Genomic DNA, 25811 nt, shown 5'->3' with positions numbered 1-25811 from the left:
TTGACGGTACGGGCCGGGGCAGCAATGCTCCGGCCCGTTCTCGATTGGGGGATTGCATGAAAAGACTAGTTCCGCTCGCGCTTGCCGCGAGCCTCGCCGCCTGCGCCACTACCGGCTCCGACACGGACCTCGCCTCGGCATCGGACGCCGACTGGACCGCACCCAAGGGCGAAGACGGCCGCGCACCTTATGCCAGTACTTACGAGCGCTATCCGGGGCGCCCGACCGCACTGGTTGGCGCGACCGTCTATGATGGCGCAGGGGGACGGATCGACAACGGCACGGTCCTGTTTCGCGACGGCGAAGTAGTGGCGATCGGCGATTCTTCTCTTTCCACCGACGGCTATGCCCGCATCGATGCGGGCGGCAAGTTCGTCACGCCGGGAGTGATCGACATCCATTCGCACCTCGGGGATTACCCCACCCCGAGCGTCGAAGCGCATTCGGACGGCAATGAAGCGACCAGCCCGACCACGCCCGAAGTCTGGGCGGAACATTCGGTCTGGCCGCAGGATCCCGGCTTTACCCGCGCGCTGGCCAATGGCGGGGTTACCTCGCTGCAAATCCTGCCCGGCTCGGCGAACCTTACCGGCGGACGTTCGGTAACGCTCAAGAACGTGTCGTCACGCACGGTGCAGGGGATGAAGTTCCCCGGCGCCCCCTACGGCATGAAGATGGCCTGCGGCGAGAACCCCAAGCGGGTCTATGGCGGCAGAGGCCGCGCGCCCTCCACGCGGATGGGCAATTTCGCGGTCAACCGGCAGATGTGGCTCGATGCGCAGGCCTACGACGGGGAGAAACGCGACATTGGCAAGGAAACGCTCAAGGGCGTGCTGGACGGCGACATCCTCATCCACAATCACTGCTACCGCGCCGATGAAATGGCGCTGGTGATCGATATGGGCAAGGAGATGGGCTACAAGGTCACTGCCTTCCACCACGCTGTCGAAGCCTATAAGATCGGCGACCTGCTGCGCGAAAACGACGTTTGCAGCGCGATCTGGGCGGACTGGTACGGCTTCAAGATGGAAGCCTATGACGGCATCCTCGAAAATGCCGCCTACTTGCAGCGCGAAGATGCGTGCGTGGTCATCCATTCCGACGATGCAAATGGCATCCAGCGCCTCAACCAGGAAGCCGCGAAAGCACAGGCGGCCGGACGCCGCGTCGGCATCGAAATTCCCGATGCGGAAGTGGTCGGCTGGTTCACCCTCAACGCGGCGAAAGCCATGGGTATTGGCGAGATGACCGGTAGCCTCGAGCCCGGCAAGATGGCCGATGTTGTGCTTTGGAACGGCGATCCGCTGAGCGTCTATTCGCGGCCCGAAAAGGTCTGGATCGACGGGGCGCTCATGTTCGATGCGATGGACCGCAGCCGCCGCCCGGTTAGCGATTTCGAGCTCGGCCAGCCGGGCGAAGGAGATGTGAAATGAAGCGCCTTCTCGCACTCGCGGCCAGCGCGACCGCTCTCGCAGCTTCCTCCGCTTCGGCACAGGACATCGCGATAACCAATGCCACTATCGCGACCGGTGACGGTTCCGAACCGATCGAAGGTGCTACAGTGGTCGTGCGCGGCGGAAAAATCATCGCTGCAGGCTCTGGCGTCGCCGTACCCGCAGGGATCGACACCGTCGATGGCTCAGGTTCATGGGTCACACCCGGCCTGTTCGCGACTGTCACCTCGCTCGGGCTCTGGGATGTCGGTGCGGTCAGCGAATCGAACGATACCCGGGCGGGCGATTCGCCCTTCAGCGCCGCGCTCGACGTGGCGCCGATCGTCAATCCAAACTCGCAGCATATTGCCATTCACCGCGCGGCCGGCGTGACCAGGGCGGCGAGTGTGACCATGCCGTCGAGCTCGATCTTCGGCGGCCAGGGCGCGATCATCGACCTTGGGTCGGACGCCGATCCCGTCGTGATGCCGCGTGCATTCCAGGTCGTGGCACTGGGCGAAGGCGGCGCGCGCCTCTCTGGGGGCAGCCGCGCTTCCGCCCATGCCTTGTTCCGCAACGCCCTGCGCGAAGCGAGCCAGTTCGGTGAGAATGCGAGCATTCCGGGCCGTGCCTCGCGCCCTGCTGAAAGCACCACGGGTGACGACCTGCCGGTCGATCCGCGCTTATCGGGCGAGGATGCCGAGCGCGGCGACGACGTGCTGCTCACCCGTTTTGATGCGGCAGCACTGGTGCCTGTCGTACGCGGGGAGCAGCGGCTCTACGTCATGGTGGAGCGTGCGTCGGACATCCGCAGCACCTTGGCGCTCAAACGCGAATTTCCGCGTCTGGACATGGTATTGGTCGGAGCCAGCGAAGGCTGGCTTGCGGCGCGGGATATCGCTGCTGCGCGTGTGCCGGTAATTGCCGACGGGCTCGACGATCTGCCGCAGAATTTCGAGGAGCTGGCCGCGACGCAGTCCAACATCGGCCGCATGGTTGAGGCCGGCGTGAAGGTCGCGATCAACGCTTCCGCGATGGAAAACCCGCGCAACCTCAACCAGTATGCCGGCAATCTCGTTGCCCTAACCCGGGTGCCCGGGGCTGCGGGTCTCAGCTGGGGCCAGGCTTTTGCTGCGATTTCTTCCGTTCCGGCGGAAATCAGCGGAATGGGTGGCCGCGCCGGTACGCTTGCCGCGGGCGCGATGGGCGACCTCGTCGTCTGGGACGGGGATCCGCTCGAGGTCGGCTCCATGCCGACGGCCGTCTATATCGACGGGGTAAGGCAGCCGCTGGACAATCACCAGAGCCGCCTGCGCGACCGCTACCGCGACATCGACGAGAGCGAACTGCCTGAAGGCTACGACTGGTAAGGGCAGACCGATAATGCGTTCGATGTTGATTGCACTCGGCGCGGCCTTCGTGGCGGTTGGCTTCCATGCAGCGGTTGCGCAGCAGGAGGCGCCCGACCGGTCGCAGGATCTTGCGTGGATGAGCACGCAGCAAGCCTATCTCTCTGGTCTCAGGGCCGAGGACGGCTGGCATTACATGAATGGCGGACTGCGCTGGCGCTATGTCGAATATGCCGGGGAGGCAGAGCGTCCGACGGTCTCTGACACGGTGACCGTGCATTATGCGGGCACCTTCATCGATGGCGAAACCTTCGATTCAAGTTTCGACCGCGGGGAGCCCGCCACCTTCCCGCTGGGCCGACTGGTAAAGGCATGGCAAATGGCGATACCGCAAATGGGCGTGGGCGACACGATCGAGATCGCCGCACCTGCCGACCTTGCCTATGGCCCTCAGGGGAAGGGGCCGATTCCTGGCGGCGCCACGCTGCTCTTCAAAGTGAAGCTTCTGGCCATCGAGCCACCAGAGTAGAGCTTGCCTGAAAGCCGAAGCGTGATAGCCTTATCCGATGGGAGGGCTTTCATGGAACCGCTTACCTCGCTGCTCGCCGCCTCGATAGCGTTTGTCGGAACGCATTTCGCCCTGTCGCATCCGCTTCGCGCGGCGCTGGTAAAGACGCTCGGGTCTGCGGGGTTCAGCCTGCTCTACAGCGTCGTGGCCGCGGCCTCCATGGTCTGGATGTATTTCGCCTTTGTCGCCGCTCCTGCCGGAGGACTGGACGGTACGGGCGAGATAGGCTGGGCCATTTCCACGGCGCTGACGCTTCCAGCGCTGGTCCTGTTCCTAGGTTCGCTGAAAGGCAATCCCGCGCTGCCGGCACCGGGCGCGGAGAAGCTCGCACAGCGTGATCCCACTGGCGTTTTCGCAGTCACCCGCCACCCGATGATGTGGGGCTTCGCGCTCTGGGCGATATCGCACATCGTGCTCTGGTGGAGCTGGCGCACCAATATCGTTGCTCTTGCCATACTCGTCCTCGCGCTGGTCGGCGCGCGCTTGCAGGACCGCAAGAAGGCCGCCCTTATGGGCGCGGCATGGGAAGGCTGGGAGGCGAGGACCGGCTATTGGCCCAGATGGTCGAAACTGCCGGGAGCGGGCCCGATATTGTGGCTCGCGGCGACTGCCGTCTGGCTGGGCATCACTTGGTGGCATATCGGTGCAGGAGGCATTCCTGCAGGGATCTGGCGCTGGATAGGCTAGATCAGGTACCCGTGAATTTGGGCGCGCGCTTTTCAAGAAGAGCGGCGACGCCCTCCATATGATCCTGCGTCGAGTGCATCAGCGCCTGCGCATTGGCCGCCATCTCCAGCGCAGCATCATAGCTCACCGAGCGCCCTTGACGCATGAGGTTCTTGGCCTGCCGGAGTGCATGCGGCGGCATCGCCGCGACCTTGGCAGCGAGCTCCCTGGCTTCGTCCATCAAGGCGTCCTGCTCAACGACACGGCTGACCAGTCCCCAGTCGAGCGCAGTTTCCGCATCAATCACGTCCCCCGTATAGAAAAGCTCCGCCGCGCGCGCTTCGCCGATGATGCGCGGCAGGATCCATGTGCCGCCGTCACCTGGGATGATGCCAAGCTTGAGGAAGGTGACCCCGAACTTCGCCCTTTCGCCCGCGACCCGCATGTCTGCAAGGCAGGCAAGATCGCATCCCAGCCCGATCGCCGGTCCATTCACTGCCGCAATCAGAGGAACCCTCAGGGAATAGAGGGCACGCAGGATTTTGTGGATGTTGTTGCGATAGCCATCGGCGATCTCCGGCGCGGTCCCACCGAAATTTCCGGACTTCTCTTTCATCGCCTTGATGTCCCCGCCCGCGCTGAAGGCACGTCCGGCCCCGGTCAGGATCACGCAGCGTACGTCCATATCCGCATTGATTGCATCGCAGGCTGCGGCGAAGGCATCGCCATCGCCCGAGGCACCGAGCGGGTTCATCGTGTCGGGCCGGCTTAACGTGAGAATGGTGACGTGATCGGCGGTGGCAGTGGTGAGAAGGGGCATGAGGCGAAGGTCCTTTTGCCTAGCTCCATGCCACTACCCACCCACTTCGTCACCCCGGCCCCAGAGCGGGGCTGCCGCTGCCTTGGAGTGAGGCGCCAGAAGAAGATGGACCCCGGATCAAGTCCGGGGTGACAATCGAATTTATTGGTAGTCCTCGACGCGATCGGCATGCCGCCTACCTCGCTTCCAAATAAACAGCCCGACCCATAGCAAACCGCCGCATCACCCAGCCCGCCAACCGAGCGGTGGCGAACTTGTGGCGGCCTACCCTGGCCAAAGTGCGAGTAGCAAGGTGACCGGGATTAATTGAAAACCGCTATTGCAAGGAACGGCGTAGCGATCCGAACCGCAGTCGGCGTCAAGCCCGCGCCTCTTCAACCCCAGCGCTGTTATGCCGAAGCGCGCTTAATACCGTGTCGACGATATGCGGGGCGTTCAGCCCGGCCTCGTCATACTGCCTGTCCGGATCGTCATGGTCCTGGAAGACGTCGGGCAAGCGCATGGTGCGGACCTTGAGTCCAGTGTCGGTAAGCCCCTCGTCCGAAGCGAACGTCAGCACATGCGCGCCGAGGCCGCCGATGGCACCTTCCTCGACCGTCACCACGACCTCGTGGCTGCGCATAAGCTTCTCGATCAGGTCGGTATCGAGTGGCTTGGCAAAGCGCATGTCGGCGACCGTCGTTGAAAGGCCCTTGGCTTCGAGCTGGTCGGCAGCCTTTTTGGCCTCCTCAAGACGCGCACCGAGCGACAGGATTGCGACCTTGGTGCCGTCGCGCACGATCCGGCCCTTGCCGATCGCGAGCTTCTCCAGCTTCTCGGGTATTGCCACGCCGGTGCCGCTGCCGCGCGGGTAGCGGAAAGCGATGGGGCCTTCGTCATGCTCGGCCGCCGTGTAGGTCATGTGCGCCAGTTCCGCCTCGTCGGCCGCGGCCATGACCACGAAATTGGGCAGAGTGGCGAGATAGGTGATGTCGAAACTGCCTGCATGGGTGCAGCCGTCGGCGCCCACCAGTCCGGCGCGGTCGATGGCAAACCGCACGGGCAGGTTCTGAATCGCCACATCGTGCACCACCTGGTCGTAGGCACGCTGGAGGAAGGTCGAATAGATCGCAGCGAAGGGCCGCATGCCTTCCGCAGCAAGCCCCGCTGCAAAAGTCACGCCATGCTGTTCGGCTATGCCGACGTCGAACGCCTTGTCCGGGTGTGCCTGGGCAAACTTGTCGACCCCTGTACCGCTCGGCATCGCGGCGGTGATGGCGCAAATCCGCGGATCCTCATTCGCCAGCTTCGCCAGCGTCTCTCCGAAAACGTTCTGGTAGGCGGGCGGGCCACCGGATGACTTCTTCTGCTCGCCCGTGACGACATCGAACTTGGCGACACCGTGATATTTGTCGGCGCTGTTTTCAGCCGGGGCATAGCCCTTGCCCTTCTGCGTCACGACATGGATCAGGACCGGGCCCTGTTCGCTATCCCGCACGTTTTCGAGTACCGGGATGAGGTGGTCGAGATTGTGCCCGTCGATCGGGCCGACGTAATAAAAGCCCAGTTCCTCAAAAAGAGTGCCGCCGGTCGCCATTCCGCGGGCGTACTCCTCGGCTTTTTCGAGCCCACCCCATACGCGGCGGCCGAGTTTCTTGGCTATCTTCGACGCCATAGACCTCAGGCCGAGGTACTCGCTCGAGGACACCATCCGGGCAAGATAGGCGGACAGCCCGCCAACAGGCGGAGCGATCGACATGTCGTTGTCGTTGAGGATCACCACCAGGCGGTTGCCCGCCTGTTCGGCATTGTTCATCGCCTCATAGGCCATGCCGGCGCTCATCGCGCCGTCGCCGATCACGGCGATCCCGCGTCCCGGGCGGCCCTGTATCTTGTTCGCCATGGCAAAGCCGAGAGCGGCGGAAATCGAGGTCGAGCTATGCGCCGCACCGAAAGGATCGTATTCGCTTTCGGCACGCTTGGTGAAGCCGCTGAGACCCCCGCCCTGTCGCAGGGTGCGGATACGGTCGCGCCGGCCGGTCAGGATCTTGTGCGGATAGCACTGATGTCCGACGTCCCAGACCAGCCTGTCTTTGGGCGTATTGAATACATAGTGGATGGCGGCGGTCAGTTCGACCACGCCGAGGCCGGAGCCGAGGTGCCCGCCCGTCGTCCCGACGGCGTCGATCATCTCGGCTCGCAACTCGTCGGAAAGCTGGCGGAGCTGGCTCTTGTCGAGCTTGCGGAGATCGGCGGGCGTATCGACCGTGTCGAGTAACGGCGTATCGGGTCGGCTAGTCATACGAATGCCTTACACGCGGTTTTCCGAACTGTCGATGAACGCTTGATCGCTGGAAAAGCACGCCTTGGCGCCACCTCAGGCCGCGCAATCGTCACACAGCCCGCGAAGTTCTACCACAGGGCGCACATCGGTGAAGCCTGCGTCCTTGCCGGCTACCCGAAGAGCACCGGTTACGCGGTCATCGTCGATATGCGTCGCCTTCCCGCAATCGTCGCAGATCAAAAAGATGCAGTCGTGGCGGCACCCCGGATGCGTATTGACGAGATAGGCATTCGCGCTCTCGATCCTGTTGGCGAGATTTGTCCGAACGAACAGGTCTAGGATGCGATAGACGCTGTTGGGCGCGACCCGCTTGCCGCGCGCAGCGGAAAGATTGTCGGCGATGTCATAGGCGCTCGCGGGCTTGTCATGCTGCGCCAGCTCTTCGAACACGGATTGGCGCATGCCCGTCCATTGTTCACCTGCATCGGTGAGCGTGATCCGGGCGGCGTCGATAAGATCGTCGCCCGAGTGTTCCTGATGTGCATGCGCGTGTTTTGCCATGAGGGAGAGGTAAGCTTGCCCGCGTCGCCGCGCAAGTCAGTCGCGTCGGAACTCGGAGCGGTATACGCCGGGATAGAGTTGCTTGAGCGCCGCCACCTTGGGCGCGTCCCAGCGCTGGATATAGCCATGGCGCGGGTTCTTGGCTGCAAAGTCCTGGTGATAGGTTTCGGCTGGGTAGAATGTCTGAGCCCGCTCGATCCTGGTAACGATCGGCTTATCCCACAACCCCGCTCGCTCAAGCTGCGCGATATAGGCCTTGGCCACCACATTCTGTTCGGCGGACATTGGCACGAGTGCGCTGCGATAATGCGCCCCGCGGTCGGGGCCCTGGCGGTTGACCAGTGTCGGATCCGCGACGACGGAAAAATATATCCGCAGCAATTGATCGTAACGAATGACCTTCGGATCATAGGTCACCTTTACCGCTTCCGCATGATCGGTGACTCCCGATGAGACGAGCCTGTAGTCCGCCTGCCGCTTCGTTCCGCCGTGATAGCCGGATATCGCGCTGGTCACGCCCTTCGTATGACTGAAGACGGCCTCCACACCCCAGAAGCATCCGCCTGCGAAGATCGCGGTCTTCAGGCCGCTGCCTTCCTTCGCCGACCGCGTAGCCATTGGTGCCTCGACCACCTCTTCGGCAGCTAGTGCAGGCTGCTGGCAAGCGCTGGTCAGTGCAAGAGCGCCGGCCGCCATCAGAAGGGCGGAACGGCGCATCAAATTATCGCGGCAACAGCCGAAACGAGTTCCCCGCCATTCGAGAACGCGACGATGATCGCCCCGGCCAGAAAGCCGATGCCGAAATTGCGACAGAGGTCAGGGGTAAACAGGCTCATGATCTTATCTTTCGTGGTGCTATTCCACGTGGTTATCCGCTGCGTAATTGCAACGTGCTGAATACGATTGTTGTGAACGGTTCAGCCGATCAATCCGGCTTCTCGCATTGGACCGACCTATTAATGTCGGAAGTGTCTCATTCCGGTAAACACCATGGCGAGGCCATGCTCGTCCGCTGCCGCGATCACCTCATCGTCGCGGATCGAGCCGCCGGGCTGGATGATCGCCGTGGCACCTGCTTCTGCCGCGGCAAGCAGACCATCGGCAAAAGGAAAGAAGGCATCCGACGCCACAGCGCTCCCCACCGTACGGCTTTCGCCCCAACCGTATTTCTCCGCCGCTTCCGCAGCCTTCATAGCGGCGATCCGGCTCGAATCGCGGCGGTTCATCTGGCCTGCGCCGATGCCCGCTGTCGCCCCGTCTCTGGCGTAAACGATCGCGTTCGATTTCACATGCCGCGCCACGGTCCAGGCGAAAAGGCAATCCTTCAGTTCCTGCTCGGTGGGGTCGCGCTGTGTGACGACCTTGAGGTCCGCTTGCGAGATTGCGCCATTGTCGCGCGTCTGGACCAGTAGGCCGCCCGTGATCGGCTTGACGGTCAATCCGCCGCGCCGGGGATCGGGCAACTCGCCCGTAACCAAAAGGCGTAGGTTCTTCTTCTTGGCGAAAGCTTGGCGCGCCGCGTCGCTGACCGAAGGCGCGATGACCACTTCGGTGAAAATCTCGCAGATCGCCGCTGCCGTCTCGCCATCGAGCTCGGTATTTACGGCGACTATGCCGCCAAAAGCCGAAACGCTGTCGCACGCCAGCGCATCGTTCCACGCTCTGATCAGCGAGGATGACTGCGCGACGCCGCAAGGGTTGGCATGTTTGACGATGACAACCGCTGGATCGCCGTTTGCGAATTCCGCGCACAGCTCGAGAGCGGCGTCGGCATCGTTGTAATTGTTGTAGCTGAGTTCCTTGCCCTGCAGCTGTTCGGCTTGCGCAATGCCCTTCGCGTGCGGGCCGACGGGCGTATAGAGCGCCGCCTTCTGGTGTGGGTTCTCGCCATACCGCAGTTCGACAGGCGCCTTGCCGTTCACAGCGAGCATCCCCGGGAAGGTTTCACCCTGGTCGGCGAAAGCGAACCACTGGCTGATCATCGAATCGTAAGCCGCAGTCGCAGCGAAAGCCTTGGCGGCGCATTTGCGGCGAAAATCGAGCGAAGTCGCGCCCGCCGCTTCCAGCTCACCAACCAGCGTGTCGTAATCCGCCGGATCAGTGACGATGGTTACGAAGTGATGGTTCTTCGCCGCGCTCCGGACCATGCTCGGCCCACCGATGTCGATATTTTCGATGATCTCCTCGCGACCGGCACCCCTGGCGACGGTGGTTTCGAAGGGATAGAGATTGACTACCACGAGATCGATTGCGCCAATTGCGTGTTCCGCCATCGCGGCTGCGTGGTCGGGATTGTCGCGCACGGCCAGAAGGCCGCCATGCACCATGGGATGCAGCGTCTTGACCCGTCCGTCCATCATCTCGGGGAAACCGGTGAAGTCGGAGACGTCCATCACCTCCAGGCCCGCGTCGCGCAGCGCCCTGGCAGTTCCGCCAGTCGAGACCAGCTCGACACCCTTGACGGCAAGCGCCTTGCCCAGTTCTACCAAACCGCTCTTGTCGGACACCGAAAGGAGTGCCCGCTTGATCGCCACGTCAGTCACCGAAAAATTCACCCCATTCGTTTGAGCAGCCAGGGGAAACGTTCCCCGCCGCGCGCGGCCATGCCTTCGACCACGATCTGCTGCACGCCGTGCGGACGGCCATGGCCATCGACCCACAGGCTGTCCTCCAGCACGCAGTGCGCTTCGCCGCTAGTGCCCCCGAGGCGAAATTGCCAGTAGCTTGCGTCGGGAAGCGCCAGATGCACGCCCATCGCGTCTTCCGTTAGTTTTGCGTCGATCCCGCGGCCCAGATGGAAGCGGATTGCAAAGGCGATCTTGCCGCGCTTGCCCTTGCGTCCCGAAGGCTCGAGCACGTCCTCACCGCGCAGTTCGCTGCCGTCGTCGGAGAGGATGAGGATGCGGCGATGGAGCAGCCCGTGGCGCGCGACATATCCGTTGTGCGACGCCTCGAGCTTGACCGACTTGCGTCCGTTCTGCCCGATCGTCTCGCGAGTGAAATCGACTTCCTCGACCCCCTTGCCGATCTGCCCGTGGAGGAGGATGGCAGTGGAATTGGCTTCGTCGAGCACCAGCGTCGAATGGGCCGAGGTTCCGCGAAGACCCTGTTCGATCCGCGCCGGGACCAGCGCGCCCGCCAGTTCCGCGCCGCCGCAATTGACGATGATCCGCTGGGTCCTGTGAGAGAACTCGAATGCCAGGGTAGAAGAGCAGCCGTGGCGTGCATGACGCGGCTTGGGCGGCGGCGCAGCATCCATGACCAATAGTCCGTCGCGCGATCGCACCCGCTGATATCCCCAGTGGCGAGCATCCATCATCGGCCGTGTGCGTACGCAGCTCGCGGTAACGAGAGCATCCAGTGCGGATTCGCTCATGGCGGCGCTGCCCTGCCAGCTGCCCAAGCCCTTGTCGCCCATGCGCAGGGACAGAAGCGCGGGCACGAGCAGGCTCAGAAGAGCAGCAAACGCAGCGGGCGGAGGCCGTTTGACCGCCTCGTAGCAAGCCCCCAAGTCGACCATCAGGCCAATGAGCTGCGCCTGCGCCGAAGGGCTGCGGGAAAGCACCCCGCCATCGTCGCTGACGAGTTCGCCAAGTATTCGCAGGAGGCCCGCTTCTGCATGCAAGCGGCGGGGCTTGCCGTCGGGAAGCAGCAGTCCGGCCGCAACAAGGCCCGTCCAGCCCGTCACCTGCGCCAGCCCATCTTGCCCGTTCGGTACATGCCGGTCGAGCCAGCGCGCTGTAACCTCGATCGCGTCCAGAAGAGGCGTCTTGAGCTTCTCGCCCTCACCCGAAAGCAGGACCGGCGTATGAACCAGCCAGTTGAGCAGCCGCAAACCGGCAAGTTCAACATCCCATGCGGGCCCTTTGCCGGGCCCGGGGTTCGACTTCAGCCACTCGCGAAAGAGACGTCCCGACGTATCGGCGCATTGTCCGCGCGGCGCACAGGAAGACAGGTCGCGCATCCAGGTGAAGCCATGAACCGTGCGGGCGAAGGGCGGGGCCAGCTTGGAGGGGGAGCCGAAATCAAGTCTGGTGATGAGCGTCTTGTGTCCCGCAACCTGGACATACCCAGCACGCAGGGCCATCCCGGAGGCCCGATCCCCGGCGAGCGGCGTCTCGACCATCGCGAGGAACCGAGGGCGGGCGGGCTTGCGCAGCGGCGCACAGAGAATCGAGCCGGGCACACCAAGCTTGTAGGCCCAGCGCATCGCCATCTCGACCGGTCCAGCATGAGGCAGCGCAAAGTCGGCGGGGACGAGAGCACGGACGGGCTCCAGAGGCTCGGGATCGACTAAAGTTTCGGATGGCGAGGGAGTGCTGTAGACGTGCTTCGGCTCGGCATGCTGGCGAACCTCGACCTCCAGCTCGCGTTCCTTCGCTTCCACATGCGGCTCGGGCTCGTCGAACAGCGGCAAGGCCACCTGCATATCTTCAGCTGCATCTTCGCGCGCGGCGCTCAGGAGATCGGCGTGCCCTTCGCTCATTCCCGGCCCTTCAGCGCAGCGATGTTCGATGTGTACTTTTCCGGCCCACCGCGGAATGTGGCAGAGCCAGCCACCAGAACGTCTGCGCCAGCCTCGATGCAAAGCGGGGCGGTCGTCGGATCGACACCGCCATCGACTTCCAGCCGAATGTCCTTGCCAGTCCTCTCAATCATCTTGCGGATCGCCTCGATCTTGCGCAGTTGCGAGTGGATGAAGCTTTGCCCTCCGAAACCGGGGTTGACACTCATCACCAGCACGAGGTCGACTTCCTCGATCACGTAATCCAGCATCTTCGCAGGAGTGCCCGGGTTGAGGACCACACCCGCCTTCTTGCCGAGGTTCCTGATCGCCTGAAGCGTACGGTGGATGTGCGGACCGGCTTCAGGATGGACCGTAATGATGTCGGCACCCGCCTCGGCAAAGGCCTCCAGATAAGGGTCTACCGGCGCGATCATCAGATGAACGTCGAAAGGCTTGGCCGTATGCGGGCGAAGCGCCTTCACAACCGCGGGTCCGATCGTGATATTCGGAACATAATGACCGTCCATCACGTCGATATGGATCCAGTCGGCTCCCGCTTCGTCGACCGCGCGAACTTCTTCGCCAAGCCGGGCGAAATCGGCGGAGAGGATGGAGGGTGAAATCAGCGGGGCGGTCATGGTCGCGTGTCCGGCATCGAAATGGGGTGAGCCTGCGGGCATTCGGAATACCCTTCTCCCACAAGTCTCCACAAGCTTGTCCCCCGGCTTATCCACGAACCACCGCTGCCGGTCGCCGCAGATCGTCTCAATTGCTCCTCCTTCCAAGGTGAACGGGAAATTCAGCCGCAATTCAGCGTAAAATGATAGGCAGCGGGGTGTATCGAGGCGGGGCTTCCGCCGACAAAGTGCAGTTAATTCCTGCGCTCACACTCAAGAATTGACGGGGCTTTCCGTATGAAGAAACTGATTGCAGCCATTGCAAGTACAGGCACGCTAGCCCTCGCGGCACTGACTCTGGCATCGCCTGCCGAAGCGCAATACCGGGAGAAAATCTCGCACGATCCGGGCAAATGCGCTTCGGGCAAGGGTCCTGCCGTAATGGTCTCCATCACCGGTGTGAAGGAAAGCAAGGGCCGAATGCGGGTTCAGTCCTACCGGGCAACCAAGCAGGACTGGTTGGAAAAAGGCCGCTGGATGTACCGCATGGAAGCGCCCGCCAAGGCCGGCACCATGCGATTCTGCATGCCACTGCCCAAGCCTGGACACTACGGCATCGCGGTACGCCATGATCTCGACGGGGACGGGGAAACCGATATCTTCGGGGATGGCGGCGCCATGTCGAATGACCCGAGCATCAATCTCTTCAATCTCGGCAAGCCAAGCTACAAGAAGGTCGGTTTTGATGTCGGTAGCGGTGTAGAGAATATCTCTATCCGCATGCGTTACCGCTGAACGCTAGCCAGCGCGCCGACGGGCGCGCCACAGCTCCCAAGCTGCGCCGGGCATGGCGAGCAGCGGATGCCTCTCTCGAAAGGGTGTAACCTCTAACGCAATCCCGGTGTGTCGCTCCAGCTTCCAGGCGCCGTATCGCGCAGCACCCTCGAAGGTCGTGGTCGCCTTAGCCAGCCGAAGAATGTTGAGCGGCTTGCCCAGTCTCTGGCGCGCATGCCATTGCGCCAGAATCTCCAGATGGCGGCGTTTCTCCATCAGCGGCCTCAGATTGCCATCGTCGCTGCGCTCGAAAGCCAAGCCATCCGCTTCCCACGCCAAGGGCAGCAATCCGGCGAAATGCTGCGCATTGACCGATAGGATAGAATCTTCCCTACCGGCTTTTTCGATGCGGAATTCGGCACGGTAGGTCGCCTGGAACAAGGACCGCCAGTAGTCCAGCGCCATCCCGGATTGGGGTCCGAGCACTGCGGCAAATCGAGCCGCGGTCCGCGCCGCGTGACCGATGGCATCCTCCACCGCTGCCTTTGCCTCATTATCTCTCGCCCAGACAAGGGCGCTCGGCTGCACGAAGCGCGCCCAGATCGTCGTGTCGCGACTCTCCCCGCGGGTAGCATGGGCGAATTTGCGCAGGCTCATCGTGGCTATCTTCGCGCGGAGAATTTCACCTTCGCATTGCCACTCGCGATAACCGACACGCGGCCATATCCGTTCTTCTTGCAGTCCAGGCATTAGGACATAGAAGTCGAGCACGCCTTCGAGTGAACCGGTTCGAAGGTTCGATCCGTAGAACAGCACGGCGCTCGCCCCAACCTCTTCGGCGAGCATGCGCGCATAGGCGGCCACTTCGCCGCGCACGTCCTGCGCGAGCGACCCGTAAATCCTATCCTGGAGGCTTTCGCTCACCCCGCGACGAAGGTCAGTTCGGGGCCCTGCTCGATCGTATAGCTGCCCGGAGCGAAATGCTCGCCGTCGAGGATGAACGGCGCATCGAGGTCGATCGCAAACCCGTTTGCCGACAGATGGTGCAAACCGGCACCAGGAAGCCAGCGCGGATGCCAGCCGGCGAGAATGGCGGGAACGGAAAACATGATCCGTCGCCGCGGATGATCGAGTACGACCAGTCTGATGCCGTCTTGCCTCTTGCCGAACAGCTTTATGTCGAGCGGCATGGTCTCGAGTGTGGACGCCAGCATTACATGCCTACGGCTCGGATCGCCGTGGCGTGAATGGGGCATTGTTTCGCCCGAAGGAAGATAGGCCAGATCCATGCGCGTCCCGCGACGCCAACGGTTGGCATCGCTACCGAACAGCGCCTGCATGATACCCCAGGCGCTGGTCATCCCCACCGCCAGCGAATTGAAGAAACCGATCCGGTGCGCATCCTGCCCGGCCTCGACGCCGAGCGAGAACGCACCGGCCCCGAAGATGAAGCCCAACATAGCCGGATCGTCGGTTCCAGCCCGTCGGATGGCGAGGGGGCGACGCTCGACCGTGCGCCCGGTGCTATAGGCGTCGATCGCCTGCGCCAGCGTCCAGTCGGAAGGCGATCCCAGATCGACATTCAACGCATTAGTTTTGCCTTTCGGCAGCACCGCGATTTTCGGCCAGCGCGATCCGAAAACGGGCTGGCCCATAGTCAACACATCCCGCACCGTGCCATCGCCGCCGCTGATAATCAGAAGGTCGATTCCCCTGTCGGCGAACCGAGCCAGCTCACGTGCAATGTCGAGGCGTGTTTCGGGGCGAACGACCGAGACATTGCTGCGATCTTCGCATTCGCGGCGCTCAGCATTGTTCTGATGGCTACGGCGGTTGAGGATCACACCGACCCTTACCGCTTGGCCGCCCTGATGGACCGGCTGCACGGAAGATGGCGCACGGGTAACCCCTTCCGCAATGCGGGCAAGGTGATCAAACTGGTAAATCGTGCGTTCCATAGTCTCGTCGCCTCTGCCCGAATGCGACGGGCGAGCCCAGTTGTTTCTCCGAAGAGTCACACTTTGTCACGGCAATGTAATCTTTCCAGCAAGGATTGCCAGCGTTGCATCCATAGAACCTGTTGCGCTGCAGCAACACGCGCGCCATGCCGCTGTTCAGACTAACCTGCGGTGAACTACGGAGCTACCGATTATTCCGGAAAAGCTGGCGCACCCGGCATGAAAGTGATGGGCACTGTAATCATTGGGAAATTCTAGTTTCCCTACCCTAATAACGGCAGCTTTGCGCCCTCATTGCCGCCATTAATGGCTTGATCCAAGTGGCCCAAAAGCCGACGCCGCCCAAAATTTTTGATGTATTTCCTTTTACCAGACTTGAATGCTCAGGACGTCGACTGGCTGCCGCACCGGTTGGGGCAAAATCTCCTTTCTCTGCCCTTTAGTATTCTGATTGAGCGCAACCACTGGGCCGCTAGACCATCTGGGTTTCCGATCGCGGGAATTCGGGTTAGGAACCTTACGGCAGATCGTCCGCTTCGGACGGCGCAAGCGCGGGATCGAAATAGAGCGCTGAACGGTCCGAACGTTCAGTCATGCGATTGTAGCGACCTGCAGCATTGTCCAGGTCGAGAAACGGCCAGACGAACGGGTTGGTGGCGATTGACCAAGTCCGGCGCGGTGCGCATCGCAATCAACTATCGTCGTAATCGCCGGGTTCTGCCGGTACCGGGTGTGCCGACAAATATGGGACCGCGGGAAATCCTCCTTACACTCAATTGGGTTCAGGACATGGGAAGGCTTGTGGAGGCGACCCTAGCAATGTCACCGTTTTCAGCGAAAGCTGAGGAGTGAAAGCTCTTGCCAATCTAGTTGCGTCACCTCTCGCGAAGAGACTTTCTTCGCGGGGAAGCGGCCCATCAGCATTTCTTTTTACCAAGCGAGGCACGAGCAATTCAATCGGAGGGAGCGCCCAGTACCTTCTACAGGATGAAATCACCCGGGGTCAGATCGGGTAGATCGGTTCCGTTGAAGGCGATCACGAAATCGGCCACTCCGTCGCCGTCCGTATCTCCAGATACGAAAGTCTCATCGCCTGACGTGTAAAACTGCAGTTCGCCTGCCGTTCCGCTAAAGGACGCGTTGCCGATGAAGATGAAGGCATCGTCGGCGCCACCGGCAACCGCATCGATTGCAGACAGGTCGATGATGTCCCCTTCAGCCTGGCTGAAATCAGTGATCACATCAGCAATTCCCTGCCAGCGACCGGTATGGCCGGTATTGAACACGAAGGTGTCGGCTCCCGTCCCGCCGGTCAGAGTATCGATGCCCCAGCTGCCGATGAGGACATCGTCGCCCGCGCCGCCAATCAAGATATCGTCGTGCCCGCCACCATTAAGCGTATCGTTATCCGCTCCCCCGTCGAGATAATCCGCGCCGATCGATCCCATTAGGTTATCATCGCCGTCATCGCCGTAAAGTACGTCGTCGCCGACCTGACCGAGGAGAAGATCGTCGCCCGCGCCGCCCCAAGCCGTGTCATTGTCGTTGCCGAGATAGGCGCGGTCCGTGCCGTTGCCACCGAAGACGGTATCATTGCCCGCGCCGCCCTTGAACAGGTCGCCGCCGTTGCCTCCGGTCATCACATCATCGCCGTCGGCGCCTATAAGTTGGTCCCAGCCGCTGCCACCGACCATGGCATCGTCGCCGTCCCCGCCGTACAGGCGGTCCGAACCCCCGCCGGCGGATAACACATCATCGGCCAAGCCGCCAAAAATGAAATTCACCCCTTCATCACCCGTCAGCGTGTCGGCGAAAGACGAGCCGGTGAGATTTTCGATGCCGGAAAGTGTATCGATACCTGCTCCCACAGTGTCCTGTGCAATGCTGGTTGCGAGGCTGACAGATACGCCTGCCGTCGCGCCAACATAGGTCGCGGTATCGCTGCCGCTGCCGCCGTTGATCAAATCGTCGCCGTTGCCGCCTTCCAACGAATCCCAGCCAGAGCCGCCCAATAGAAAATCGTTACCGTTGCCGCCTTCCAGCCTGTCATTCCCAGCGCCGCCATCGAGCGTGTCCCAACCGTTGCCGCCGACAAGATCATCGACCCCGCCGCCTCCATCAAGCGTGTCGCTGCCGCCAGCGCCGAAAATCAAATCATCGCCGGCTCCGCCCGTCAGGATGTTTTGTGCAGCGTCGCCCGTCAGCGTGTCGGCGAAGGCCGATCCAGTCAGGTTCTCGATCCCGACAAGCGTGTCGGCGCCGTAATTGCTTGAGAATTCTTGCGCAACACCTTGCACCGCCAGAGTAATCGAGACCCCTCCACCTGACGTTTCGTAAGACGCGGTATCGTTGCCTGCACCGCCGTCGAGCCAGTCATCGCCATATCCACCTTCGAGGACATCGTCGCCGCCGCGTCCCGTCAATATATCGTTGCCTCCTGAGCCGTCGAGCATATTTGCGCCGCCGTCACCAGCAAGGCTATCTGCGCGGTTAGAACCGACAACATTCTCGATGTTGGTCAGCGTATCGCTCCCTAGAACTTCATGCGACGCCTGAACGCTCAACTCGAGGTCGATATTAACTGCGATGTTGCGGGAACCCGAATAACTGACGGTGTCAATGCCGCCGCCACCATCGATGAAGTCATCGTCATCGCCGTAACCGCCAGTCATGAGGTCATTGCCGGCGCCGCCGTTGATAATGTCAGCCCCGTAGCCGCCATCGATCACATCATCGCCGTCGCCGCCTTCAAGTGTATCAGCCCCGTACTCGCCCAACAATTCGTCTGCACCGTTGCCGCCCATCAGGAAATCATGGCCATTGCCGCCCCGGAGATAATCGTCGCCAGTGTCGCCGTCGAGTTCGTCGTCACCGTTACCACCGTGAAGATCATCGTTCCCGGCGCGCCCGTTCAAGACGTCATCCCCGTCCCGACCGTCTGCGATGTCATCATAGTCGCCGAGTAGAATGGTATCGGCAAAGCTTGTCGCGGATACCGAAAGGCGTTCAATCGAAACCAGTGTTGCTGTTGAATTGTTCGAGGTAACAAAAACCCCGCCCGTCTGCCCCGCGTAGTCCAGATAGATCCCTTCGTAGGGTGAGTGGAAAGAGAGGGTCGCCAGATCGATACCGCTCCCGCCATCAGCCAAGACGTTTCCACCAGAAACGGCGAGTATGTCGTTGCCCGATCCACCATACATCAGGTCATCCCCGCCACCGCTGGAAAGGTGGTCGTTGCCGGCACCGCCAAGCAGAATATCGTCACCGCCCCTGCCTTCGAGGACGTCGTCGCCGCCTCCTCCGGTAAGCTGATCGTCGAGGTCGCCGCCAATCAACCTGTCTCCGTAGGCGCCACCAGTGACATCATTGGCGTAGTTGCCAAGTTGAAGGTCCACGATCTCAATCCCACGGACGACCGTGGCTCCGATCAGCTGATCAGCGGACGGGTCAGAGAAATCGGCAACAATAGAACCAATCATGTATTCAAGGTTCATAGTCAGCAGATCGAAACCCGCACCGCCATCGATCAGAACATCATCAATGCGGTCGGAGTAACCGCTTGTGATTGCGTCGTCACCTGCCCCGGCAAGGATGGTATTCGCACCTCTATAAACAATGATGCTATCGTTTCCTGCGCCGCCCTCGATGTAGTCGTTGCCGCCATTGCCGCCATACAGGTAATCGTCGCCGTCATCGCCGAAGAGCTGATCATCATCGGCACCGCCATTGACGGTGTCGTCCCCGGTTCCGCCGTGCAATTCATTGAGGCCACTGGTGCCATAAATTGAGTCGTTTCCGCCTCCGGCGAACACGATGTCATTACCCGCGTTGGTCCGGAAATAATCGTCCAGGTCGCCGCCGGTCAGTTCATCATTGCCTGCCCCAGTTTCGATATACAGCCGTTCGATACTGCGAACGATTGTCCCAGCCGTAAGCTGATCGGCTTGGGAAGTGAGATCGAGAATGACCGCGCCGCTGAATCCGGAGAGAGTTGCGCGAAGATAATCCTCACCACTTCCGCCGTCGATGAGCGCATCGCCGATGTTCAGGGTCAGCTGGTCATCGCCCGCGCCGCCATAAAGCGTATCCAATCCGGATTGGCCATCCAGAATGTCATTGCCAGCGCCGCCGCTCAAAACATCGTCGCCGCTGCCGCCCCTGAGATAATCGTTGCCTGAGGCACCGGTGACCGAGTCATTTCCAGCACCACTGTAAAAGCTGAACTGCTCGATCCCGCTGATGGTTGTGCTGCCAAATATCGTAGCGGTATCCGGATTTGACATTGTAAAGTTGATGTTGCCGGTAGAGCCGGTGGCAAAGAACGTTAATCTGTCATTGCCGTCCCCGCCGTCGATCACACTATCGTCGAGGTCGGCCGTTATGTTGTCGTCGCCGTCGCCGCCGTAGAGCGCGTCGATCCCGTCGCCGCCCCTGATGGTGTCATCGCCGCCCTCGCCACGCAAAGTGTCGTTCCCTGCGCCGCCATTTAGCGTGTCCGCAAGTCCGCCGCCGGTTACAGCGGCATCTCCGCTTCCGCCTGAGAAAAGGAGCTGCTCAAAGCCACTTATCGACGTATTGCCAGTGACCTGAACCAGTGTCGGATCACTAATGTCCAGCGTGATCGCGGCTGTTGACGCATAAGCTTCCAACCTGAGATAGTCCGTGCCAGCGCCACCGTCGACAACGCTATCGAGGTGATCGGCAGTCACATTATCGTCGCCGTCGTCACCGTAGAGCGCATCGCTTCCCGCGCCGCCGACCAGAACGTCCCTGTCGTCGCCGCCATGCAGTGTATCGTCGCCTTCTTCGCCATATAGCTGGTCAGTCCATCCGCCGCCGGAAAGTGTATCTTCGCCAGCGCCGCCATAAATGATATCGAGAAGAGCGCCGCCAGTCACAATATCGCTGCCCGTTCCGCCACGATAGTCGATGCGTTCGACATTAACGATGGTGGTTCCGCCTGACGTTGAGGCAATTGCAGGATCGGAAAGGTCGAAGATATTCGTGCCGGTCGAAGAATTCAGTTCGATCTGCAGGAAGTCGATACCGTCACCGCCATCGAGCATCACAGGGCGCGCTGTATCGTAAACCCAGCCGCTGCCATCATTGTATCGCTGGATCGACCTCAGCGTATCGTCACCCGCGCCGCCATAGAGCGAATCCGCGCCAAGACCCGCGATCAGTTCGTCATTGCCGCCACCGCCGGACAGGACATCGTTGCCTTCTCCACCGGAAATAATATCGGCATACGCACCGCCCGTGACGTTGTCGCGTCCCGAGCCACCAGTATACTCGAGCTGCTCGATGCCAACAATCGTCATCCCGCCGCTGGTGGAAGCGATGTTGGGATCAGCAATCGAGAAGGTGACATTCGCGCTGCTGCCGGTCCGAATGATCTCCGCAAAATCGAAGCCCGCACCACCATCGATCACACTGTCCGTCACGCTTTCGAAGACAAAACCGGTTCCGGATAAATAATAGCGTGTGGTGCTAAACAGGGTATCGTCGCCATCGCCGCCATACATCGCGTCGATGCCGGCGCCGCCGTTTAGCGTGTCATCGCCCGCATCGCCGTAGAGTGTGTCGCTGCCTTGGGTCGAACTGTATTCACTCTGTTCATCTCCAAATACCCGGTCGTCGCCTGCGCCGCCGCGAACAATGTCGTCTCCGTCGCCGCCGACCACGAGATCGTCGTCGTCGCCGCCATCAAGACTGTCGTTGCCTGTACCGCCTTCGATATCGTCGGCGCCCGCTCCGCCCAGAGCTGTGTCGTTGCCTTCGTCGCCTTCGAGAGTGTCGTCGCCATCCCCGCCGCTGAGATTGTCGTTGCCGAGCTCTCCGCTGAGCCTGTCATTCCCGGCGAGGCCCACAAAAGTATCGCCAGCATCGCCGCCGGTCATAGTATCATTATACTGTCCGCCAGTAATATTCGCCGCAATTGCTTCCGAGCTGTAATAGCTCACGATCTCGAAATTCCGGATCGTCAAGGAACCCGCAACGAAATCGGCACCGCTGGGGTCGAGCGTGAAATTGTGTAGGCCCCTCAGGTTAAGCAAATCAATACCGTCACCGCCATCGGCAAGGATGTCGTCGGCATCTACGGTTACGCTGTCATCACCCTCGCCCGCTTCCATAGTGTCGGCACCAGCGCCGCCATTTAGGTTGTCGTTGCCCAAACCGCCGGTAAGGGAGTCATCACCGATGCTTCCGTTGAGACTGTCGGCTCCCATACCGCCAGCGAGCGTGTCGTTGCCCTCTTCGCCATAAAGGACGTCGTTGCCTATGCCGCCGACGATTGTATCGTCGCCGGCGCGGGCATAAACGCGGTCATTGCCGTCGCCGAGTATCACGGTGTCATCGAACTCGGTGAGACTAAGCTGATAGGTTTCGAAATCGCGGATTGTCGTCCCGGCGATCACGAATTCGCCGCCTGGTGAAAGATCGAAGTTCGCAGCTTCTGTGCTATAAACAATAGAGAGTGATAGGGTGTCGTTTCCTGCACCGCCGTCGGCCAGGATGTCCGCTACGCCGTCAGGTTCAATGTAAGTACTGATCGTGTCGTCGCCATCGCCGCCATAAAACGTGTCTGGACCGGCCCCGCCGCTGATGGTGTCATTGCCGCCATATCCGTAGATAATGTCCGCACCGGTACTTCCAGTCAGATAGTCGTTACTTTCAGTCCCGTAGAAGGTGCGAACTGCAACCTCCGTCATTGTAAAGGTACCGTCGGCAAACTGGACGCTTTCGATGCTGGTCACCGAATTGGTCCCATCAGGCGAACCCGAGCGGAGATCGATAATCTCGACCGTGCCGCTGTCATCCGTGATCTGATAGTCGGCCCGGTTTCCGGTCAGCACCAGAGTATCGGTTCCGCTGCCACCGTCGACAGTGTCATTGCCGCCGCCAACGGCAATGATATCGTTTCCGGTTGAGCCATACAGCGCATCGTCGCCATCACCGCCGGAAAGAGTGTCGTTGCCGGCATTGCCGTACAGCTCGTCCGCAAAATCGCCGCCGATCAGAATATCGTCGCCCGAACCTGCATAGAAATCGACCTGTTCGACCGACCGGATCGTGGTGGCATCAACCACTTGGTCACCAGATGCCCCGGCGTCGAAAACCAGAGCCGCCACGCTCAGGGTTTGATCGATGAGGGCATAATCGTTGCCTGACCCGCCATCGACCAGCGTGTCCACCACGCCGTCCACGATCTGGGTGTAGATGATATCGTCGCCGTCACCGCCAAAGTAGCTGTCGCTGCCGGCACCGCCGTACAATTCGTCCGATCCGGCACCGCCGGACAATGTGTCGTTGCCCACTCCGCCGTTCAGTTCGTCTGCAAGGTTGCCGCCCGTGACGATGTCATCACCAGTGCCGCCGTAGAATACGACCTGTTCGATGCCGCTGATGGTCGTCCCGTCAGCCTGCTGATCGGTGCCGTTCCCGAAATCGAGAGTTACCGATGCTGTGCTAAGCGTTCGGTCGAGGACCAGCGTATCGACGCCAAGCCCACCTGAAACGATAGTGTCATTCGCCATGCCCGCATAATCGCGGCTGTAAATTATATCGTCCCCATCGCCGCCATACATTGCGTCGGAACCTTCCAGTCCCTCGAGCTGGTCATTGCCTTCGCCGCCTTCCAGTGTGTCATCACCGTCCTGGCCCAGCAGGATATCGTTCCCCGCACCCCCGCGCAGCGTATCGTTGCCGATACTGCCTTCGAGCCGGTCATTGCCGTCGGCGCCATCAAGAATATCGTCGCCCTGATTACCGTAGAGTTCGTCGTTGCCAGCCGTTCCGGTAACCGTGTCGGCACCGGTCCCACCATAGAACTGGACCCGCTCGAAGTTGCGGATAGTGGTGCCATGAGCGACATTATCGCCCGTTGCCGAGAGGTCGAAAGCTGCCCCGGTGCCGTAAAGCGTGGCATCGTAGATTAATGTGTCGTAGCCGTCTCCGCCATCGGCAAGCAGGTCGGAACTACCGTCCGCTGCAAGTACAACGTAAATCTGGTCGATTCCGTTGCCGCCGCGCATAGTGTCGGCGCCTGCTTCGCCAGTGAGCGTGTCATTTCCGTCACCGCCATCGAGGTCGTCGTTGCCGTCACCACCGTTGAGAAGGTCCGTGCCAGATCCGCCCGCGAGCGTGTCGTCGCCTTCCTGCCCATACAGGAAGTCGTCTCCGCCAGAACCCGACAGAATGTCGTCTCCAGTGTTGCCGTGAATGATGTCGCCAAAAGCGCCGCCGGTGATTGTATCAACGTTGCTGCCACCGTAATAATCGATCCGTTCGACATTTACGACCACAGTTCCGTCGATAGTCTGCGAGACATTTGAGTTGGTGATATCGAACGTGATTGCGGTCGTGGCGAGAACTTTGGAGATTTCGGCAAAGTCGATCCCTGCACCGCCATCGATCAGTATGTCGGTTTGGTTTGCGCCAGAATACGCCTCGCTGCGAAGTGTATCGTTACCGTCACCGCCGCTCAGCGTGTCTCTACCGGCCCCGCCGTTGATGATGTCATCACCGCCGCCGCCATTGAATGTGTCGTCTCCGCCCCAGCCGAAAAAGAAGTCGTCAAGCGCGCCCCCGGTGACGGTATCGACGCCGTCACCACCGACGTAATGGATTTGTTCAAATCCGCGGACGATGATGCCGGCAATGTTCTGATCGATAGCCGGGTCGGCAATGCTGAAGGTGACCGCGAGATCGTATATTCCGATGTCCAAATTCAGGAAATCGGTGCCGGCACCGCCATCAAGCAAAATATCTGTAAGGCCGTTCCACCTCGAAGAGTAAACCTCGTCATCGCCATCGCCTCCATTAATGGTGTCGGCCCCTTCACCGCCAACGATGTAGTCATCTCCGTCACCGCCATCGAGGTCATCGTTACCTTCGCCGCCGTAAATATAATCGGCCCCACCAAGTCCGGTTACCGTATCGTTGCCCGCCCCCGCTTCGATCCAATCGTAACCCGCAGTGCCGACAATGTTATCATTGCCGGAGGTACCAGTAAAATCAGCCACAGTATCGACCCCAGATTATGACGGCTTTATGCGAAGCCCAAATAAAACACATCACACGCATTCAGAGAGCCTGTGAGGCCAACTGCATGACGTGCACTGGCGACCAAGAATGAACACTTGGACGCCCCCTCAGGAAGGTAATCTCAACTTCCATTCCGACCGCTCGAAACCCAATTGTCACGCATCCGGATCCATGATCCCGTTCGCCGAATGAGGAGGGTTTTTCGTCAAGATGTGCTAGCCTTGGGATCGGTCGTCGTAACCACCCACTTGGGTTGGTAGAGGACGGTCCGTCATCGGTGTCGGAAGCTAATCGCCCGTCAGGAAGCTTTCGCTGCTGAACATTCAACGACACAATATGCGAAGAGCGCCACATATTGCCGCAAATGGCATTCCGAAGTGGGTTTCGCCTTCAAAAAGCCGTGTGGAAACCCTTTCTCCAAACTCTTCTTCCAAATTCTTTCCCAGAGACGCCACCAGTTCAAACATGTGATCACCTCGGCCTGTCAAATGCCGGTCAACTTCCGCAGCGCCAGCCGAAAGATGGCAGAGAAATTCTGAGTTCGAGGACAAGGCATTTCTGACTGAAATTTCGGCCGCCGGTTCAGCCCAAAGCGAGGGAGAAATTGCTGCAACGCCGGAAAATTTTTCGGGCGACTTGCCAACTGCCTGCAAAGCAAATGACCCCGATAATGAATATCCTAAAAGACTAGGAGGTTCGCTGAATTCAGTCGAGGCAATCGAGCAGAGATAGCTTTCTAGCACCTCGCCGTGGCCCGTGCTTTCTAACTCCAATAATTCAAGGCACCCCTCCTGATAGGTCAAATATTGCGCACGGCACAGCGTGAGAGAACTAATGTCGTCGGCCCCAAATCCAATCGCAAACACCCTTACTGGCGGTATCTCTTCAGCGATCACCAAGGCGCGGGCGGCAGAGATGGCCAAATCGCCAAGTAGCTCGTCGTCTAAAACAATTAGTCCGCAATCTGGACTATTGCCAACATCGACGTGTCGAGCATTGAAGGCACCGATTGGGGATCTCGAACTAACCCGCTTCAAACTAATCGGTTCGATATCTATTTTCTCTGATGGCATTGAATTACCCGTATAATTCATCAATGATGATCTCTGCCTACTCGAACCGACGCGACAAGCAGAAACTTCGTTATACGTTTTGGAGTTCAGACATTAACATTGATAGCCTAGTTCGACTTTGCGAAAGCGCGGCTTACGGACAATCCAGTTGGCTTGAAGTCTTACAAGAGGTGG

At 60.5% G+C, this 25811-nt stretch carries 17 protein-coding genes; 5 read left to right on the top strand and 12 right to left on the bottom strand.

Annotated features, from left to right (window positions below; translation table 11 throughout):
• Nucleotides 1–56 precede the first annotated feature (56 nt).
• From GRI69_RS11675 to GRI69_RS11660, 4 genes are read left to right on the top strand one after another with little or no spacing between them, the layout of a single operon-like run.
• Nucleotides 57–1433, top strand: a complete 1377-nt coding sequence (locus tag GRI69_RS11675; protein ID WP_160728458.1) for an amidohydrolase — start codon at nt 57–59, stop codon at nt 1431–1433.
• Nucleotides 1430–2803, top strand: a complete 1374-nt coding sequence (locus GRI69_RS11670; protein ID WP_160728457.1) for an amidohydrolase family protein — start codon at nt 1430–1432, stop codon at nt 2801–2803. The genes GRI69_RS11675 and GRI69_RS11670 overlap by 4 nt, the downstream gene beginning before the upstream one ends.
• A 13-nt stretch (nt 2804–2816) precedes the next feature.
• Nucleotides 2817–3311: an FKBP-type peptidyl-prolyl cis-trans isomerase gene (locus tag GRI69_RS11665; RefSeq protein WP_337191071.1), complete on the top strand. Its 495-nt coding sequence runs from the start codon at nt 2817–2819 to the stop codon at nt 3309–3311.
• A gap of 51 nt (nt 3312–3362) precedes the next feature.
• Nucleotides 3363–4037 (top strand): NnrU family protein, encoded by a 675-nt coding sequence (locus tag GRI69_RS11660; RefSeq protein WP_160728456.1) that lies wholly within the window; start codon nt 3363–3365, stop codon nt 4035–4037.
• Between the two features lies 1 nt (nt 4038).
• Here GRI69_RS11660 and GRI69_RS11655 read toward each other — a convergent pair whose 3' ends face one another.
• The 7 genes from GRI69_RS11655 to rpe all read right to left on the bottom strand — a co-directional run bounded on the left by GRI69_RS11655 (nt 4039) and on the right by rpe (nt 12805).
• The gene (locus GRI69_RS11655) at nt 4039–4836 is read right to left on the bottom strand and encodes a crotonase/enoyl-CoA hydratase family protein (RefSeq protein WP_160728455.1); all 798 of its coding nucleotides are present in this window, start codon (nt 4834–4836) and stop codon (nt 4039–4041) included.
• 358 nt (nt 4837–5194) lie between these two features.
• Nucleotides 5195–7117 (bottom strand): 1-deoxy-D-xylulose-5-phosphate synthase, encoded by a 1923-nt coding sequence (dxs, locus tag GRI69_RS11650; RefSeq protein WP_160728454.1) that lies wholly within the window; start codon nt 7115–7117, stop codon nt 5195–5197.
• Nucleotides 7118–7192: 75 nt separating this feature from the next.
• Entirely contained in the window at nt 7193–7660 is a 468-nt protein-coding gene (locus GRI69_RS11645) for a Fur family transcriptional regulator (protein ID WP_160728453.1), read from the bottom strand.
• A 36-nt stretch (nt 7661–7696) separates the two neighbouring features.
• Entirely contained in the window at nt 7697–8377 is a 681-nt protein-coding gene (gene msrA / locus GRI69_RS11640; RefSeq protein ID WP_160728579.1) for a peptide-methionine (S)-S-oxide reductase MsrA, read from the bottom strand.
• Between the two features lie 239 nt (nt 8378–8616).
• A complete protein-coding gene (purH, locus tag GRI69_RS11635) occupies nt 8617–10203 on the bottom strand; it encodes a bifunctional phosphoribosylaminoimidazolecarboxamide formyltransferase/IMP cyclohydrolase (protein WP_160728452.1) in 1587 nt (528 codons plus the stop codon).
• 8 nt (nt 10204–10211) lie between these two features.
• A complete protein-coding gene (locus tag GRI69_RS11630) occupies nt 10212–12146 on the bottom strand; it encodes a heparinase II/III family protein (RefSeq protein WP_160728451.1) in 1935 nt (644 codons plus the stop codon).
• Nucleotides 12143–12805: a ribulose-phosphate 3-epimerase gene (rpe, locus tag GRI69_RS11625; protein WP_160728578.1), complete on the bottom strand. Its 663-nt coding sequence runs from the start codon at nt 12803–12805 to the stop codon at nt 12143–12145. The genes GRI69_RS11630 and rpe overlap by 4 nt, the downstream gene beginning before the upstream one ends.
• A gap of 276 nt (nt 12806–13081) precedes the next feature.
• On the opposite strand from rpe, the gene GRI69_RS11620 reads away from it, so the two are divergent.
• Complete coding sequence (locus GRI69_RS11620; RefSeq protein ID WP_160728450.1) at nt 13082–13579, top strand: DUF2141 domain-containing protein; 498 nt, start codon at nt 13082–13084, stop codon at nt 13577–13579.
• A 3-nt stretch (nt 13580–13582) separates the two neighbouring features.
• On the opposite strand, the gene GRI69_RS11615 is transcribed toward GRI69_RS11620, so the two are convergent.
• The 5 genes from GRI69_RS11615 to GRI69_RS11595 all read right to left on the bottom strand — a co-directional run bounded on the left by GRI69_RS11615 (nt 13583) and on the right by GRI69_RS11595 (nt 25658).
• Nucleotides 13583–14482 (bottom strand): hypothetical protein, encoded by a 900-nt coding sequence (locus GRI69_RS11615; protein WP_160728449.1) that lies wholly within the window; start codon nt 14480–14482, stop codon nt 13583–13585.
• The gene (locus tag GRI69_RS11610; protein ID WP_160728448.1) at nt 14479–15516 is read right to left on the bottom strand and encodes a diacylglycerol/lipid kinase family protein; all 1038 of its coding nucleotides are present in this window, start codon (nt 15514–15516) and stop codon (nt 14479–14481) included. Before GRI69_RS11610 ends, GRI69_RS11615 begins: the two co-directional genes overlap by 4 nt.
• 517 nt (nt 15517–16033) lie before the next feature.
• On the bottom strand, nt 16034–16207 hold the full coding sequence (locus GRI69_RS11605) for a hypothetical protein (RefSeq protein ID WP_160728447.1): 174 nt from the start codon (nt 16205–16207) through the stop codon (nt 16034–16036).
• A gap of 289 nt (nt 16208–16496) precedes the next feature.
• The gene (locus tag GRI69_RS16280) at nt 16497–24542 is read right to left on the bottom strand and encodes a hypothetical protein (protein ID WP_160728446.1); all 8046 of its coding nucleotides are present in this window, start codon (nt 24540–24542) and stop codon (nt 16497–16499) included.
• Between the two features lie 345 nt (nt 24543–24887).
• Nucleotides 24888–25658, bottom strand: coding sequence for an alpha/beta hydrolase-fold protein (locus GRI69_RS11595; RefSeq protein WP_160728445.1), 771 nt, complete (start codon nt 25656–25658; stop codon nt 24888–24890).
• Nucleotides 25659–25811 lie beyond the last annotated feature (153 nt).

Source organism: Qipengyuania vulgaris, from assembly GCF_009827325.1.
Taxonomy (GTDB): Bacteria; Pseudomonadota; Alphaproteobacteria; order Sphingomonadales; family Sphingomonadaceae; genus Qipengyuania; species Qipengyuania vulgaris.
This window is presented reverse-complemented; position numbering and strand designations above follow the sequence as displayed.